Annotated in this window: 15 protein-coding genes and 1 tRNA gene; 8 read left to right on the top strand and 8 right to left on the bottom strand. The window is 61.0% G+C overall.

Annotation, left to right across the window (positions count from 1 at the left end):
- Window positions 1-164: 164 nt before the first annotated feature.
- The 3 genes from clpX to tig all read right to left on the bottom strand — a co-directional run bounded on the left by clpX (window position 165) and on the right by tig (window position 3833).
- Window positions 165-1436: an ATP-dependent Clp protease ATP-binding subunit ClpX gene (gene clpX, locus BLT65_RS25280; protein WP_007585899.1), complete on the bottom strand. Its 1272-nt coding sequence runs from the start codon at window positions 1434-1436 to the stop codon at window positions 165-167.
- Between the two features lie 207 nt (window positions 1437-1643).
- The gene (gene clpP, locus BLT65_RS25275) at window positions 1644-2303 is read right to left on the bottom strand and encodes an ATP-dependent Clp endopeptidase proteolytic subunit ClpP (protein ID WP_007585897.1); all 660 of its coding nucleotides are present in this window, start codon (window positions 2301-2303) and stop codon (window positions 1644-1646) included.
- Between the two features lie 183 nt (window positions 2304-2486).
- On the bottom strand, window positions 2487-3833 hold the full coding sequence (gene tig / locus BLT65_RS25270; protein WP_042312265.1) for a trigger factor: 1347 nt from the start codon (window positions 3831-3833) through the stop codon (window positions 2487-2489).
- A 523-nt stretch (window positions 3834-4356) separates the two neighbouring features.
- On the opposite strand from tig, the gene BLT65_RS25265 reads away from it, so the two are divergent.
- The gene (locus tag BLT65_RS25265; RefSeq protein ID WP_091782330.1) at window positions 4357-5502 is read left to right on the top strand and encodes a glycerate kinase; all 1146 of its coding nucleotides are present in this window, start codon (window positions 4357-4359) and stop codon (window positions 5500-5502) included.
- 63 nt (window positions 5503-5565) lie between these two features.
- Window positions 5566-6021 carry a MarR family winged helix-turn-helix transcriptional regulator gene (locus BLT65_RS25260; protein WP_042312261.1) on the top strand — a complete coding sequence of 152 codons (456 nt, stop codon included), beginning with the start codon at window positions 5566-5568 and terminating at the stop codon, window positions 6019-6021.
- A 137-nt stretch (window positions 6022-6158) separates the two neighbouring features.
- Here BLT65_RS25260 and BLT65_RS25255 read toward each other — a convergent pair whose 3' ends face one another.
- Window positions 6159-6932: a class II aldolase/adducin family protein gene (locus BLT65_RS25255; RefSeq protein WP_091782327.1), complete on the bottom strand. Its 774-nt coding sequence runs from the start codon at window positions 6930-6932 to the stop codon at window positions 6159-6161.
- A gap of 220 nt (window positions 6933-7152) precedes the next feature.
- Between BLT65_RS25255 and BLT65_RS48465 the strand changes: the two genes are divergently transcribed.
- Window positions 7153-7287, top strand: coding sequence for a hypothetical protein (locus tag BLT65_RS48465; RefSeq protein ID WP_255221899.1), 135 nt, complete (start codon window positions 7153-7155; stop codon window positions 7285-7287).
- 171 nt (window positions 7288-7458) lie between these two features.
- On the opposite strand, the gene BLT65_RS25250 is transcribed toward BLT65_RS48465, so the two are convergent.
- Window positions 7459-7545: transfer RNA gene (locus BLT65_RS25250), tRNA-Leu, on the bottom strand.
- Between the two features lie 279 nt (window positions 7546-7824).
- Here BLT65_RS25250 and BLT65_RS25245 point away from each other — a divergent pair.
- Window positions 7825-8658, top strand: a complete 834-nt coding sequence (locus tag BLT65_RS25245) for a squalene/phytoene synthase family protein (protein ID WP_042312258.1) — start codon at window positions 7825-7827, stop codon at window positions 8656-8658.
- 3 nt (window positions 8659-8661) lie between these two features.
- Here BLT65_RS25245 and BLT65_RS25240 read toward each other — a convergent pair whose 3' ends face one another.
- On the bottom strand, window positions 8662-9825 hold the full coding sequence (locus tag BLT65_RS25240) for a DUF1501 domain-containing protein (protein WP_091782324.1): 1164 nt from the start codon (window positions 9823-9825) through the stop codon (window positions 8662-8664).
- A 99-nt stretch (window positions 9826-9924) separates the two neighbouring features.
- The gene (locus BLT65_RS25235) at window positions 9925-10260 is read right to left on the bottom strand and encodes a hypothetical protein (protein ID WP_091782321.1); all 336 of its coding nucleotides are present in this window, start codon (window positions 10258-10260) and stop codon (window positions 9925-9927) included.
- Window positions 10261-10489: 229 nt separating this feature from the next.
- Between BLT65_RS25235 and ompR the strand changes: the two genes are divergently transcribed.
- From ompR to BLT65_RS25215, 4 genes are all read left to right on the top strand, one after another.
- Window positions 10490-11224 (top strand): osmolarity response regulator transcription factor OmpR, encoded by a 735-nt coding sequence (gene ompR, locus BLT65_RS25230; RefSeq protein ID WP_007585880.1) that lies wholly within the window; start codon window positions 10490-10492, stop codon window positions 11222-11224.
- A 43-nt stretch (window positions 11225-11267) separates the two neighbouring features.
- Window positions 11268-12617: an ATP-binding protein gene (locus BLT65_RS25225; protein WP_007585878.1), complete on the top strand. Its 1350-nt coding sequence runs from the start codon at window positions 11268-11270 to the stop codon at window positions 12615-12617.
- Window positions 12618-12889: 272 nt separating this feature from the next.
- Window positions 12890-13438, top strand: a complete 549-nt coding sequence (locus BLT65_RS25220) for a peroxiredoxin (protein ID WP_007585877.1) — start codon at window positions 12890-12892, stop codon at window positions 13436-13438.
- Between the two features lie 76 nt (window positions 13439-13514).
- On the top strand, window positions 13515-14039 hold the full coding sequence (locus tag BLT65_RS25215; protein WP_091782318.1) for a carboxymuconolactone decarboxylase family protein: 525 nt from the start codon (window positions 13515-13517) through the stop codon (window positions 14037-14039).
- Window positions 14040-14112: 73 nt separating this feature from the next.
- Here BLT65_RS25215 and BLT65_RS25210 read toward each other — a convergent pair whose 3' ends face one another.
- On the bottom strand, window positions 14113-15279 hold the full coding sequence (locus BLT65_RS25210; protein ID WP_208545802.1) for an acyltransferase family protein: 1167 nt from the start codon (window positions 15277-15279) through the stop codon (window positions 14113-14115).
- Between the last annotated feature and the right edge of the window lie 135 nt (window positions 15280-15414).

Here is a 15414-nt window from a genome sequence, read left to right as displayed (position 1 = left end):
AATCAGTTTGTTCGATAGTTGAGGCCGCCAAAAAAGATTGCAAGCCTTCGCGTGTGGGAAAAGTTCAGTGACTCCAGAAAAACAGTCCATCCTGACGACACGATAAACGAAAAAAGCCGTTCACGTTGCCATGAACGGCTTTTTTTCAAAAATCGGGAAGCCGATCAATTCGAACCCGCAACCTTTGGCGCGTCTTCGTAGATCAGTAGCGGCTTTCCGTCACCATCAATGACATTGTCGTCAATAATGACTTTGCTGACGCCCTTCATTGTCGGCAATTCATACATGACGTCAAGCAACGCCTGTTCCAGGATCGAACGCAAGCCACGTGCGCCCGTCTTGCGGCGGATCGCCTTGCGGGCGATGGCTTGCAGCGCGGCGGGACGGATCTCCAGCTCGACGCGCTCCATGTTGAACAGCTTGTGATACTGCTTGATGAGCGCGTTCTTGGGTTCGACCAGAATCTTCATCAGCGCGACTTCGTCCAGCTTGCCGAGCGTCGCCACGACGGGCAGACGTCCGATCAGTTCTGGAATCAGGCCGAATTTGATGAGATCTTCTGGCTCGACTTCGCGCAGTACTTCCCCTGCATCACGATCCTGCTTGCTCTTGACGCTCGCACCGAAACCGATCCCTGTTTTCTCGGTACGGTCGACGATCACCTTTTCGAGGCCATCGAACGCGCCGCCGCAGATAAACAGGATGTTGGTCGTATCGACCTGGATGAAATCCTGGTTCGGATGCTTACGGCCACCTTGCGGCGGCACCGACGCCATCGTGCCTTCGACCAGCTTCAGCAGCGCCTGCTGCACGCCTTCGCCGGACACGTCACGGGTAATAGACGGGTTGTCGGACTTTCGGCTGATCTTGTCGATTTCGTCGATATAGACGATGCCACGCTGCGCCTTGTCGACTTCGTAATTGCAGTTTTGCAGCAGCTTCTGAATGATGTTCTCGACATCCTCGCCGACATAGCCGGCTTCCGTCAGCGTGGTCGCGTCGGCGATCACGAACGGCACGTTCAGAAGGCGTGCAAGGGTCTGCGCGAGCAGCGTCTTGCCGGAGCCGGTCGGCCCGATCAGCAGGATGTTGCTCTTCGACAGCTCGATGTCGTCCTTCTTGTCGAGATGTTTCAGGCGCTTGTAGTGGTTGTAGACCGCGACAGCGAGAATTTTCTTCGCGCGTTCTTGCCCGATCACGTATTGATCGAGAATGTCGCGGATTTCCTGAGGACTGGGCAGGTCGGACTTGGACAGGCCCGTTTCCAGACCCGCGCCCGCTGCTTCGTCGCGAATGATTTCGTTGCACAGGTCGATACATTCATCACAGATGAATACCGACGGGCCAGCAATCAGTTTTTTAACCTCGTGCTGGCTTTTGCCGCAGAACGAGCAATACAACAGCTTCTCGCTGTTAGAACCTTTTTTGTCCGCCATAGATGTGTGAGCCTCCGGACACTCGAATGACATGATACGCCGTTTGCCCGCCTCGTTCAGTTCGGGGCGGGACGGATGCGCAAAAGCTGTGACGGCGTTTGCCGCAGGCGTTCAGACGGGTCTTATTATTTCACAAGGTCTCGCGCCGGCGCTCTTCCCCCAATTTGGAGAAAAAGCGCTCCGGATCAGCCATGTTTCAGCGATTGTTTACGGACGCTTGTGCAGCACCTGGTCGACGAGGCCGTAAGCCTGCGCATCGTCGCCCGACATGAAGTTGTCGCGGTCCGTGTCGCGCTGGATGCGCTCGACGGGTTGACCGGTGTGGTGCGACAGCAACTGGTTCAGGCGCTCCTTCAGGTACAGGATTTCGCGTGCCTGAATTTCGATGTCCGATGCCTGGCCGCGCGCGCCGCCCAGCGGCTGGTGAATCATCACGCGTGCGTTCGGCAGCGCAAAACGCTTGCCCTTCGCGCCCGCCGCCAGCAGGAACGCGCCCATGCTGGCCGCGAGGCCCATGCACAGCGTCGAGACGTCCGGCTTGATGAATTGCATCGTGTCGTAGATCGCCATCCCTGCCGACACCGAACCGCCCGGGCTGTTGATGTAGAAGCTGATGTCCTTGTCCGGATTCTCGCTTTCGAGGAACAGCAACTGTGCGATCACGAGGTTCGCGGTCTGATCGTTCACTTCGCCAACCAGGAACACCACACGCTCCTTCAGCAGGCGCGAGTAGATGTCATACGAACGTTCACCGCGGCCGCTCGTTTCGACGACGATCGGCACGAGGCCGAGCGCTTGCGCTTCGAGATCCCGATCCCGCGACGACTGCGAGGTCAACGTGTCCAGCATTTGAGCGCGAAAGGTCATGCAATGGATCCTTGTCAGGAAATGTTCTGATAATCGGTTCTGGACAAGTAGGTGCGGCCGCGCGTTTCTTCAAGAGCCAAAACGGCCGACAAGCGTTCTTTTAGCATAATCGGCCGTGCTCATATGGAAAAACGGCGTGCGGGCCGTCGCTCGGACAGCCAGCACGCCGTTACAGCGATGCTATTACGCTTGCGCCGTTGCGCTTGCCAGCTCTTCGAAGCTCACTTCCTTGTCCGTCACCTTCGCCTTGCTCAGGACGAAATCGACGACGTTGGACTCAACGACATACGCTTCCATCTCGGCAAGACGCTGCTGGTTCGAATAATACCAGCGGACGACTTCCTTCGGGTCTTCGTAGCTTTTCGCAAATTCATCGACTTCCGCGCGGATCTGTTCCGGCTTGGCCTGCAGTTCGTTGGCCTTGACCAGCTCGGCCAGCACGAGGCCCAGCTTGACGCGGCGCTCTGCCTGCTCGGCGAACATTTCTGCGGGGATCGGTGCATCCTTCGCGTTCGGCACGCCGCGTTGCGTGAGGTCCTGACGCGCCATTTCGACGAGGCGCTCCTGATCCTGCTCGATCAGCGCCTTCGGCACGTCGAGTTCGGAGATTTTCAGCAGCGCGTCCATCACCTGGTTCTTCACGACAGCCTGCGTACGGCGCTTCGCTTCGCGCTCGAGGTTGTCACGGATTTCGGCGCGCATCTTGGTCAGATCGCCGTCTTCGATACCGAGCGACTTCGCGAATTCGCCGTCGATTTCGGGCAGATGCGGCCACTCGATCGTCTTCATCGTGATGGTGAACTGCGCGGTCTTGCCGGCGACTTCCTTGCCGTGATAGTCCTCGGGGAACGCAAGGTCGAATTCCTTCGACTCGCCGACCTTCAGGCCAAGCGCGGCCTTTTCGAATTCCGGCAGCATGCGGCCTTCACCCAGGACAAACGCGAAGTCGTCCGCGCTGCCGCCCTGGAATGCTTCACCGTCGATCTTGCCGATGAAGTCGACCGTCACGCGGTCGCCGTCCTTCGCAGCCGTGTCCCCGCCGCCGTCGCCATGCTCGCCGGCTTCGCCGCGAGCGTGGTAATGCACGCGCTGCTTGCGCAGGATGTCCAGCGTGCGGTCGATTTCAGCGTCGCTGATGGTGGTCTTCGTGCGTTCGATTTCAGCCGTCGCGACGTCGCCGAGCTTCACTTCCGGGTAAACCTCGAAGGTCGCGTCGAATGCGTAGTCGCCTTCGGTAGCGTCCGTCTTCGGGCTGAAGCTCGGCTGGCCAGCGACGCGCAGGTTTTCCGCGCGGCTGATGTCGAAGAACTCTTTGCCAACCTTGTCGCTCAGCACTTCGGCTTCCACCTGACCCGCGTACTGCTGCGTCACCATCTTGAGCGGCACCTTGCCCGGGCGGAAACCCGGCATGCGCACGTTCTTCGCGAGTTGACGGATGCGCGAATCCACTTCCTTCTGCACGGTGTCTTTCGGCAGGGAAATCGTCACGCGGCGTTCGAGCTTGCCGAGGTTTTCAACAACGTTAGCCATGGCTTCAATCGTCCTAAAATTATTCGAGCGAATCAGTTATCTTGTGTGCGCCGCCTGTCGATGTCCGCTTTGCGTCGTGCGTTCGACACTGCGCGCTGCATTCGCTTTTGCGCGGGTCGCCGCTACGCTTCGCTCAGTCAAGTGTGACATCGATCGCGTGCCTCTCGCCGCGGGCTGTGAGGCCGCCGGCAGCACAGTTTGGGTCAGAGAGCCAAATATTTTAGCAAACTATTTGCGCGCCTAGCCGGATTCGCTGTTTCGCGATTTTTTGCGGGCTGCGAGGCGCGATTCCCACCGCCTTTTGAACGATTCCAAACATGCACTTGATCCACCACGGTCCGCGCCAGCTGTGAATCAAAGTCAATTCTGCCTATACCTTCGGGTATATTCAGTCGCGCGCCGCATGCTGATAAGCTTCACCACATCCTGATACGCCGCTGCCGCGCGCATAGGCGGTCCGGGTGCTTCATCGCATCGCGACGAGCACAGCGATGCCTACTCACAGAAAATCATCAGAGACACCATGCCGAATACGTCGTCCGCGCCCATCGTCGTCATCGCCCCTGATTCGTTCAAAGGTTCGCTCTCCGCGGAGCAGGTCGCGCAATCCATCGCGACGGGCATTCTGCGCGCGCGGCCCGACGCGACCGTTCGCGTCTGCGCCATGGCCGACGGCGGCGAAGGCACGCTCGACGCCATGCTCACCAGCGGCGGCGAACGCCGCATGCTCACGGTGCGGGGCGCGGCAGGCCCTGCGCGTGAAGGCGTGACGGGTCTGCTCGCCGACGGCAGCGCGATCATCGAAACAGCGGAGGTCGTCGGCATCACGGACCCCGTCGGCATGGGCGTTCCCGTGGAAAAGCGCAGCACGCGCGGTATGGGCGAAGCCATCCGCTCGCTGCTGGACGCGGGTGTGCGGCGCTTCTTCGTCGCGCTCGGTGGCAGCAGCACGAACGACGGCGGCGCGGGTTTGCTCGTCGGTCTCGGGCTCAAGCTATTCGATGCGCAAGGGCATGAACTCGACGCGACGCCCGAGCAACTTGCTCAACTGGCGCGCGTCGATGCATCGGGACTCGATGCCCGTCTGCGCGACGCAACGTTCGTCGGCATGTCGGATGTCGACAACCCGTTGACGGGCGATCACGGCGCAACGACAGTCTTCGGTCCGCAAAAAGGCGTAAAGCCAGAGCAGGTCGCGACGATCGACGCCGCCCTCGCCCGCTTTGCCGACCTCGTCGAGCCGGCCATGAACCGTGTCGCGCGCAACCAGCCGGGTGCGGGCGCGGCGGGTGGACTCGGTTTCGCACTGCATATGCTGGGCGCCGATTTCGAGCCGGGCGCGGAAGTCGTCGCGCGACAGATCGGCCTCGACGCGGCGCTCGAAGGCGCCAATTGGCTAATCACAGGCGAAGGCCGCTCCGACGTGCAAACGCTGCACGGCAAGGCGCCCTTCATCGCCTGCCGGCATGCGCGCGCCGCGGGCGTGCCGGCCACGCTGCTCTCGGGCGCTGTCGACCCAGCGGCGCTGCCAAAACTCGCGGAGCATTTCAGCGGATGCTTCTCGCCGGCCCCCGGCCCGATCACGCTCGAAGTAGCGATTCGCGACGCAGCCATCTTGCTTGCGAACGAAGCCGAACAGATGACGCGACTCAGGTTTGGCCCGCGTTGACCGCGCGAGCGGATGCAGCAACAATCACATCACCGGACTGCATCCACTCACAACAGGAAGACCATGAAGGCCTCCGACAAAGCCGGACTCGAACAGTTTCTGACGTATCGTCTGCACGTGCTGAATAAACTTTCCGAGCGGGGCATCAGCGAACGGTATATGGCCAAGCTCGACGTGACGCTTCCCGAGGCGCGCGTAATTGCATCGGTTGGATCGTTCGGACCATTCTCGATCATGGATCTCGCGCGCCACGCGAACCTCGACAAGAGTCAGGCGAGCCGTGCAGCCGAAGCCTTGATCAGACAAGGCCTCGTGCAACGCGAAGCGAGCGCGGACGATGGCCGCGTGGTGCTCGTATCGTTGACCACGGAAGGCCGTGCGCTCTACCGCAAGGTGATGCCCATCGCGCGCAAGTGGAACGTCGATCTCTTCGATTGCCTCGACGACCGCGAGAAGATCGCGCTCAGCGAAGCACTCGACAAGGTGATCGAAACCGCGATCGCGCGTAACGCAGCGTAGTCAGGTCAGACGAAGTCCGGGCCGACGCTCATCGATCGGCGCTTGCGTGGCGCCGTCGACTCCGTCGTTGCCTAATTCCTTAAACACTCATTCACAAGTCGGCCCGCATGGGGTCTCGCACGGCGGCTTTCACGCCTCTACTCGCGATACGACGGATTGATCCGATCGACCTGGCGCAGCAACGCATTCAGCACATCTTCTCCTGCGCCGTGCCGCGGATCGAACTGTAGTGAATCACGCGTGCAGCGCGTGGCGATCTCGTCGCCGATCGTGCGCGCGGGTCCGAGCATCGCCGTTGCCAATTGAATTTCGCAGGCGCGGTTGAGCGTCCAGAGCCGCGCGAAGGCTTGCGCGATCGTTTCGCCAATCGACAGCAGGCCGTGATTACGCAAGATCAACAAACGTTTGTCGCCGAGATTCGCAACGAGGCGCGGCCCTTCGTCGGCGCGCACGGTAATGCCTTCGAAGTCGTGATACGCGACCATTCCGTGCAGTTGTGCCGAATAGAAATTGTTGTTGACGAGACCCGTCTGCGAGCATGCGACGGCAAGACCCGCCGTCGTATGCGTGTGCATCACGCAGTGCGCATCGGGCAACGCGCGATGAATCGCAGCATGCACGACGAAACCCGCCGGATTCACCGGATGCGGCGAGCCGTCGAGCACATTCCCGTTGACATCGATCTTCACCAGATTCGACGCCGTCACTTCCGTGTAGTGCAGGCCGAACGGGTTGATCAGAAAGTGGCTGTGCGTGCCGGGCACGCGCAAGGTGATGTGGTTGTAGATCAACTCGGTCCAGCCGAGCATCGCGAACACGCGATAGGTGCCTGCGAGTGTCACGCGCAGCGTGCGTTCCCCGTCGGCATACGCGCCGATGTCTGAGGGTAGTCGAACATCGGTCGATGCCATTTGCACGCTCCTCTTCTTGCACCGTGATGAGCTAAAGGATCGCAGATCGCTTGAACGCAGGATAGGAGAATCTGGTTGTGCGTGCAACCAGATGGGTCGATGGCCGCGCTTCACGATACACAGCGTACTTCACGCACAAAACGACCGAGTCCAAGCCAATCGTAAACGGGACTTGTTACGATCGCCGCTCGCTTTATCTCTCTGATTTTAAGGATCGAAAATGAAGAAGGTTGTTCTGGCACTGGTCGCCGCTGCCGCTGGTTTCATGAGCATGTCGTCGGCATTCGCAAACGACCATCATCACGAGTGCCATAAGGTGAAAGTGCATCATCACTGGGAAAAGCGCTGCCACTAAACAGCCGCGGATCGTCGACGTGATGAGCCAGCCCCGCCTTCGCGCGGGGTTTTTTTGTGCGCGTCGATTGATCGGGTGCGAGTCTGCGCGATCACCGTGTCGGTGCGCAAAAACAAAAAACCCCGCGCGTTGGATACGGGCAGGGTTTTATGTACGGCAATGAGAAAAAAGTGGTGCGAGGAAGGGGACTCGAACCCCTACACCCTTGCGGGCGTCAGGACCTAAACCTGGTGCGTCTACCAATTTCGCCATCCTCGCAGCCGGGCGATGCGTGAGGTGCAACACCCGATGTCTCGCCGGCGAATGGACGCCGCGATTTCATCGCGATCTCGTTCGCGCTAACAAATCCGAACCTGTAGGATCAGACCCGCCGTCGCCACGAACGAACGCGCTGAAAAAGCCACGGCCAAAAGCGTAAGCGCGAGATTCTAACCGATTGGTCTGCGCTTGTCTGCATCTGTCGAATACCGTCGATGCTACAATTTTCGGTCCGTCGCGCACAGCCGTGCGCGACCGCCTCCCCACAAGCCAATCCCAGTGAATTTCGACGAATACTGCCTGCAGAAAGCAGCGCCTCCCGGCTCGAGCACTTACTACGCACTGCGCCAGGCGCCCATCGCGCGGCAGCCGTTGCTCACCGCGCTGTTCGCGCTGCGTCGCGAGTTCGAAGAAACCGTGAAGGAAACGACCGATCCGACCATCGGACGCACGAAGCTCGCGTGGTGGCAAAAGGAAGCGGCGGCGCTCGCCGCGGGCGAACCGACGCACCCTGTGTCGCAGGCGCTCGCTGCGCATCTGCCCGACGTGCAGGCTGAATATCCCACGTTGCAGGCGTTGATCGCGGGCTTCGAAATGGACCTCGACCAGGCTCGCTATCTCGACTATCCGAACCTGCGCCGCTATATGGCCGGGGTCGGTGGCAACTTCGCATCCGTGGTTGCGCGCGCGACGGCGCGCGATCCGTCGCAGGCGCAAGTGTGGGCCGCACCGCTCGGCGAGGCCTTGATGCTCGCGCAAATCGTCGTCGAACTCGGCAACGACGCGCGGCATGGCCGCATCTATATTCCCATCGACGAGATGCAGCGCTACAACGTGACGGCGGCGGATCTGATCAACCGCAAGTACACGGACGCGTTCACCGAACTGATGCGCTTCCAGACAGCGCGCGCCCGCGACGCGATCCGCAAGGCGCTCGATGCGCTACCCGTTGGCGAGCGTCACTCGCAGCGCACGCTGCGAGCGTTGGCCGCACTGGCGCTGGCGTTGCTCGACGAGATCGAGCGCGACGGCTACCGCGTGCTTCATCAACGCATCGCGCTGACGCCGATCCGCAAGCTTTGGGTCGCTTGGCGAGCGGCGCGCAAGCACTGACGTTCAAGTGCGTAGCAACGGCAGCGGCAGGACGTCGTCCTGAAGGACCGCGTTTGCATCCAGTTTCAGGAACGGGCCGAGCGCGGTCGCGTAGAGCTGCCTGAAGTCGATCTCGACAGGCAGATTGCCGCCGGTATCGAGCCGCGCGAGATCGGGCGCGCGACCGTACAAGCCTCCACGCACCTGACCACCCAGCACGAAATGCGCGGCGCCGCCGCCATGCCCGGTGCCGTGATGAGTGTTCTCGCGCGCGGACCGGCCGAATTCCGAGTACGTCATGATGAGCGTGTCGCGCCAGCGGCCGCGTCGCGTAAGCTCCGCGCGAAGGGTCGCGCAGCCTTCGGCGAGTTGCGCGAGCAAAGCTGCGTGCCGCGCGGGCTGATTGCTGTGCGTGTCGAAACCATCGAGGGTTAGCCGGATCGCGCCGCACGTATGCGGCGGCGTCCCGTCTACGACCGTGCGCAGCGCAGCATCGATCGAATTGCGAAGCGTCGGCGCGTTCACCTGAAGTGCGTGCATGGCGCCGGTAACGTGGACGCCCTCGCCTTCTTCCGCGTCGACTCCATCGACGTGCGACGCGGCATCGGGGTCATCGACACGCGCCCACACCTCATCGGTCCCGGCACGATCCGCGGAACCGGCGAACGGCCCCGGCTCCACGCTGCCGAACGATGCCGCCGCAATGCTCTGCTGCATCGCGGCGCATTGCCCGACCGCACGCGTCAGCCAACCGTCGCGCCGGTACACATCGGCGCACGATGCCGTGTCCCAGATCTCCGTCGAGCGGAAATGCGATGCATGATCCTGCACGCAACCGACACCCTGCACGACAGCCAGTTGCCCGTCGCGCCAGAAAGGCAGCAGCACACGCATCGCGGGATGCAGCGCCATACGCCCGTCCAGCGGCAGCACACGGTCGCGCGGTATCGCGATGTGCTCCCGCAGCGCGTAGTACGTGGAATCGGCGAAAGGAATGACGGTGTTCAATCCGTCGTTTCCGCCTTTGAGTTCGATCAGGATAAGCAGCTTGCCCGGCGCGCGACCCGTTGCGCCCGCATCCAGTTGCGTCGATATGCCGCTGCTCGCGTGTGGCGCGGCGAACACGCGCGGCATCGATAGCGAGGCGCTCGCTGCCGCCGCCATCGTCAGAAACTCGCGTCGCTTCATCGATGCCTCACTGGATGAATGACTTTGCCCGACACCAACGGCAAACGCACGGCCATCGTGCCGAAGCGGCGACGGTCCACTGTGCGTAAAAACCAGGCGTCAGCGCTTGTACAGTTCGCGAACGGCGTCTTCGATATGCTGCCGCAACAAACGCCGTTCTTCAGGCGTCATATGTCCGTCGCGCCGACGTTGATCCAGATCGGGCGGCACGGCGGTTGCTCGCATGATCGCGTCTGATGCGGGACGATCCGCGTCGGGATTGTGCGGCTGGCGGCCCGTGCGCGTATGCGGACGCTGGGGCGGGCGTGTGTCGGTGTTGCGGTCCGTCGAGGAATCGGCATAGGCGGGAACCGGGCTCAACGCGCTCGCGAACACGATCGCAACAGCGACAGCGATCACGCTCAGGCGCACGTTCGGCCAGACCCCTCCCTTCATCTTTTTCCCTTCGTGGCGCGGCAACCGGCAACCTCAGATACGTGTATTGACTCCGGCTTGAAACCGGGTGCGAGAGCTTTATTCGAGTGAAGTATCTACCGAACTGGCGCAAACAGTAAAGGAGTGTAAGCGCCAAGCCTTTACGTCGTGCCACAGGCCGGGTAAATTTTGTAACTGACTGTTACGTGATAATTGGTGCAAACGTGCGCCTCTCTCTAATCGCGCTAAGATGCCGACCATGGAAACCAAAAACCCTTCGAAAATTCTCGTCGTCGATGACGACCCGCGTCTGCGCGATCTGCTGCGCCGCTACCTCGGCGAGCAGGGCTTCAACGTTTATGTCGCCGAGAACGCGCCGTCGATGAACAAGCTGTGGGTGCGTGAACGTTTCGACCTTCTGGTGCTCGACCTGATGCTGCCGGGCGAAGACGGTCTTTCCATCTGCCGGCGTCTGCGCGGCAGCAACGATCGCACGCCGATCATCATGCTCACCGCCAAGGGTGAGGATGTCGATCGTATCGTCGGCCTCGAAATGGGCGCCGACGACTACCTGCCCAAGCCATTCAATCCGCGCGAGCTGGTCGCGCGCATTCACGCGGTGCTGCGCCGCCAGTCGCCGTCCGAATTGCCGGGCGCGCCGTCGGAGACGTCGGAAGTGTTCGAGTTCGGCGAATTCGCGCTGAACCTCGCCACGCGCACGCTCACCAAGGCCGGCCAGGAAATCCCGTTGACCACGGGCGAGTTCTCGGTGCTCAAGGTGTTCGCGCGTCATCCGCGCCAGCCGCTGTCGCGCGAAAAGCTGATGGAACTGGCGCGCGGCCGTGAATACGAAGTGTTCGACCGCAGCCTCGACGTGCAGATTTCGCGTCTGCGCAAGCTGATCGAGCCGGACCCGGGCAGCCCGCGTTTCATCCAGACGGTTTGGGGTCTGGGATACGTGTTCATCCCCGACGGCGCAGCCTGAATTTGCCGTTCCAGTTGTCTCTCTTCTTCCATAAGAAGGCCGCATGCGGATCGACCGGCGCCTCCTGACGCTCGCGTTCGGCGGCCTGTTCTGGCGAACGTTCCTGCTGATCGCGCTGTTGATCGCGGTCAGCCTCGCCGCCTGGTTCCAGAGCTTCCGTGTGATCGAGCGCGAGCCGCGCGCGCAACGCGTCGCGCTGCAGCTCGTCGCGATCGTCAAGCTCACGCGTACCGCACTCCTCTATTCCGATCCCGATCTGCGGCGCGCGCTGCTGCAAGATCTGGAGAGCAATGAAGGCGTGCGCGTGTATCCGCGCGAAACCACCGACAAGTACAAGCTGCAGCCCGATGAATCGCTCAACCGTCTGATCGAGCATGACATTCGCGGGCGTCTGGGTGACGACACGATCATCGCGCAGTCGGTGAACGACATTCCAGGCGTGTGGATCAGTTTCAAGATCGACGACGACGATTACTGGGTGGCGCTCGACCGCGATCAGCTCGACAGTGTGACGGGCCTGCAATGGGCAGGCTGGGGTATTTTCGCGCTCGCGCTATCGCTGTTCGGCGCGGCGTTCATCACGAGTCTCGTGAACCGGCCGTTCGCGCGGCTTGCGATGGCCGCGCGCAAGGTCGGTTCGGGCCAGGCGCCGGAGAAACTGCCCGAGCGCGGCATGGGCGTCGCGGCCGAAACCAACCGAAGCTTCAACCAGATGGTGCAGGACCTGGAGCAGCTCGAAGCGGACCGCGCGCTGATGCTCGCGGGCATTTCGCACGACCTGCGCACGCCGCTGGCGCGTCTGCGCCTGGAAACGGAAATGAGCCCGTCCGACCAGGCGACCAAGGACGCGATGATCGACGACATCGAGCAGATGGACATGATCATCGGGCGCTTCCTTGACTACGCGCGCCCTGTGCAGCGGATGCCGGAACCTGTCGACCTTTCGGTGATCGCAGGAGAACTGGCTGCGCGTATGTCGAGCGAAGACGGCATGCGTCTGGTTACGCGGCTGGCGCCGTCCGCCGTGATCGAAGCGGACGAGACGGATATCCGGCGAGTCGTCGGCAATCTGATCGAGAACGCGCGCAAGTACGGACTGTCCGAGTCCGATGGCATCCCGCATGTGATTCTTGAGACGCGGGTGTCGCATTCGCGAGTCGAGTTGTCGGTGGTCGATGAAGGTCCAGGCATTCCCGAAGATCAGCTCGCGCTCGTCACGCGCCCGTTCTACCGTGTGAACTCGGCGCGCACGCAGGCCAATGGCACGGGGCTTGGGATGGCGATCGTGCAGCGGCTCGTCGGACGCTATCGGGGCGCGTTGCGACTGCGCAACCGCACGCCGCTGCCGGGGCTCGAAGTGACGATCGAGTTTCCGCTCGCCAAAAGCGTCTGAAACGGCCAGAGATCCGGCTGAAGTAGCCGGCATCCATTTCGGGCCGCTGCTTTTTTGTGCAATATTTTCCCCGATTCCGTGCGAAACCGATTATTCCCAAACTGCCCTATCGCCGCGTTCGAGAAAATCCATCCACTTTGTTAGAGAAAAACTATTGATATGATTTATTAATAGAGTTATAGTCTTAAGCGTGTAACGTGTTCGTTACAGCCAGCAGGTAGTTTGAGCGGGTTGTCGTGAATCTCATTTGCCAATTCTCAAGGAGTCAACGCATGAAAACTGTCGGCGATAAAGTCGAAGCCTTTACCGTGACGGCTGCGAAGCCAGGTTTCAACAACCACGAAGAGAACGGCGTATCGGCGTTCGAAGAAATCACCGAATCGTCGTTCCCGGGCAAGTGGAAGATCATCTATTTCTACCCGAAGGACTTCACGTTCGTTTGCCCGACGGAAATCGTCGAGTTCGGCAAGCTGGCCAAAGACTTCGAAGAGCGCGATGCCGTCCTGCTCGGCGGCAGCGTCGACAACGAATTCGTCAAGCTCGCATGGCGCCGTGAACACAAGGACCTGAACAAGCTGAACCACTACGCGTTCGGCGACGTCAAGGGCGAACTGATCGACCAGCTCGGCGTGCGCGACAAGGAAGCTGGCGTCGCACTGCGCGCCACGTTCATCGTCGATCCGGACAACACGATCCAGCACGTTTCGGTGAACAACCTGAACGTCGGCCGTAACCCGGAAGAAGTTCTGCGTATTCTGGACGGTCTGCAAACGGACGAACTGTGCCCGTGCAACCGCGCTGTCGGCGGCGCGACGCTGTAAGGACTCGCAGTTGAAAGCCCGCTAAGCTTGAAAAGGCCAGCGGGCTTTTTTATCGGCAATTTGATAGGAGATATCAATGGAATTCATCGCAGCGATTAAAGAGCTTATTCCTGATTACGCCAAAGACATTCGCCTGAATCTGGACGGCACGATTGCGCGTTCATCGCTGCAAGGCAACGATGCCGTTGGCGTCGCGCTGGCCGCCGCGTTCGCTGCGAAGAGCCCGAAGATCATCGCCGCGATCCGCGAAGCGGGCGTACTGTCGCCGGAAGAAGTCAATGGCGCGCTGACGGCCGCCGCGCTGATGGGCATGAACAACGTCTGGTATCCGTACGTCGAGATGACGGAAAACGCCGATCTGAAATCGCAGCCGGCTGGCTTGCGGATGAACGCGTACGCGTCGCATGGCGGCGTCGACAAGCGTCGCTTCGAAATGTACGCACTGGCCGCGTCGATCATCGGCAAGTGCCATTTTTGCGTGAAGTCGCACTTCGACACGCTGGTCAACGAAGGCATGAGTTCGACGCAACTGCGCGACGTGGGTCGCATTGCAGCTGTCGTCAATGCGGCTGCACAAGTGATCGTGGCTGAAGGCAAGTAAGCCGCTCGCACTTCGCGCCTGAAGAGAAACGCCACGCCGAATGCGTGGCGTTTTTGCTTTCGCGATTCACATGTCAGCGCGGTTGCGTTTGGGTGCGCAGACGGCGCGCCGGCAATCTGCGCCCTATCGCGGCCTCGAAAGGCTTCTTTAGTTCGAGCAGCCGCTTCTCGATCAGATGCCACGACAGATGCGCGAGCAGCACGGCAAGCGCGAATTGCAGCGTGAGCGCGCACAGTACGTGAATCCATGTCGGCGCGGCAAACCAGGCCGGAGCGAAGCCGAGCTTCGACGGAATCAGGTTGTGGAACAGATAGAAGCCGTAGCTTATCGTGCCGAGATAGTCGAGCGGTTTGAGTTCGAGCGCCGACACGACGATGCTGCCCGGACGGTGTACGATCCACGCGAACAGCACGCAGAGCGAGAGCGCAAGGCCGATGTCGATCCACGGGGAACTGGCGGCTGAAAACGGTAAGGCCCAATTGCTCCATGCCGGCTGCGTCGCGAATATCAGCACACCGAGTGCGCCGGCCATGCCCGTTGAAAAATGCCCCGCCGCGCGCGCAAGACCAGTCTCCTGCCCCAACATCCCGCACAGTCCACCGAGCGCGAGCAGCGCGAAATTCAACGGCGATAACGCGTAGATCAACGGCTCGCTGGCGCCCGCAGCATGCATCGCGAGATGACCAGCGACGCCCGTCAGCACCACAAGCGCGCACACCATCCGATGCCGCGACGCCGGCGTCAGCACAAGCAGAAACGGCGCGACGAGATAGAACTGCTGCTCGACGGCGAGACTCCAGAAGTGCGACACCGTCCCCGGCCAGCCGTCCTTCACCACGCCGATCCAGTAGTCCGACAGAAAAAAGTAATGCCACGCCAGACCGAGATCCACATCGCGCTGATAGAACAGCGCATGCGCGATCGTCAGCGCGAGCAGCAACAAGTAGTAGATCGGGAAGATGCGCAATGCGCGCTTCATGAAGAACACGCACATCACGGCTTCGCGGCGCGCGTTGCCCGCTTCGATACGCACGCGATTGCGATGCAGTTCCCCGATGATCAGAAAACCGCTAATGAGAAAGAAGATCCAGACGCCGAGCTTGCCGACGTCGACGGTCTCGACGTGCGCCTTGTGCGACAGGAACACCAGCACGACGGCCAGCGCTCTCAGCCCGTTGAGACCTCGTACGTACTCTTTCGCGTGTCCTGAATGTTTGACGTGCGTGTCGACCGCCGTCATTGTCCGTCCGCTTGACTTCATGCGGACCACTCTAAGCGGACAAATATCGACAAAAATGCGCGACGGCGACTATCGATTTTTTTAATGCACGTTAGCGCGCGAAACCGGCAAATGATGCACGTTCATGCAAACGCA

Source organism: Paraburkholderia steynii, assembly GCF_900100565.1.
Lineage (GTDB): Bacteria > Pseudomonadota > Gammaproteobacteria > Burkholderiales > Burkholderiaceae > Paraburkholderia > Paraburkholderia terrae.
The sequence above is the reverse complement of the archived record's forward strand: the minus strand, read 5'-3'. Positions and strand labels throughout refer to the sequence as shown.

What these genes read in the sequence shown, in the direction of transcription:
- BLT65_RS25265 (WP_091782330.1), top strand. Translation starts at nt 4,357, where the DNA reads ATGCCGAATACGTCGTCCGCGCCCATCGTCGTCATCGCCCCTGATTCG.
- BLT65_RS25225 (WP_007585878.1), top strand. Translation starts at nt 11,268, where the DNA reads ATGCGGATCGACCGGCGCCTCCTGACGCTCGCGTTCGGCGGCCTGTTC.
- BLT65_RS25210 (WP_208545802.1), bottom strand. Translation starts at nt 15,279, where the DNA reads ATGACGGCGGTCGACACGCACGTCAAACATTCAGGACACGCGAAAGAG.
- tig (WP_042312265.1), bottom strand. Translation starts at nt 3,833, where the DNA reads ATGGCTAACGTTGTTGAAAACCTCGGCAAGCTCGAACGCCGCGTGACG.
- BLT65_RS25220 (WP_007585877.1), top strand. Translation starts at nt 12,890, where the DNA reads ATGAAAACTGTCGGCGATAAAGTCGAAGCCTTTACCGTGACGGCTGCG.
- BLT65_RS25240 (WP_091782324.1), bottom strand. Translation starts at nt 9,825, where the DNA reads ATGAAGCGACGCGAGTTTCTGACGATGGCGGCGGCAGCGAGCGCCTCG.
- ompR (WP_007585880.1), top strand. Translation starts at nt 10,490, where the DNA reads ATGCCGACCATGGAAACCAAAAACCCTTCGAAAATTCTCGTCGTCGAT.
- BLT65_RS48465 (WP_255221899.1), top strand. Translation starts at nt 7,153, where the DNA reads ATGAAGAAGGTTGTTCTGGCACTGGTCGCCGCTGCCGCTGGTTTCATG.
- clpP (WP_007585897.1), bottom strand. Translation starts at nt 2,303, where the DNA reads ATGACCTTTCGCGCTCAAATGCTGGACACGTTGACCTCGCAGTCGTCG.
- BLT65_RS25260 (WP_042312261.1), top strand. Translation starts at nt 5,566, where the DNA reads ATGAAGGCCTCCGACAAAGCCGGACTCGAACAGTTTCTGACGTATCGT.
- BLT65_RS25255 (WP_091782327.1), bottom strand. Translation starts at nt 6,932, where the DNA reads ATGGCATCGACCGATGTTCGACTACCCTCAGACATCGGCGCGTATGCC.
- clpX (WP_007585899.1), bottom strand. Translation starts at nt 1,436, where the DNA reads ATGGCGGACAAAAAAGGTTCTAACAGCGAGAAGCTGTTGTATTGCTCG.
- BLT65_RS25235 (WP_091782321.1), bottom strand. Translation starts at nt 10,260, where the DNA reads ATGAAGGGAGGGGTCTGGCCGAACGTGCGCCTGAGCGTGATCGCTGTC.
- BLT65_RS25215 (WP_091782318.1), top strand. Translation starts at nt 13,515, where the DNA reads ATGGAATTCATCGCAGCGATTAAAGAGCTTATTCCTGATTACGCCAAA.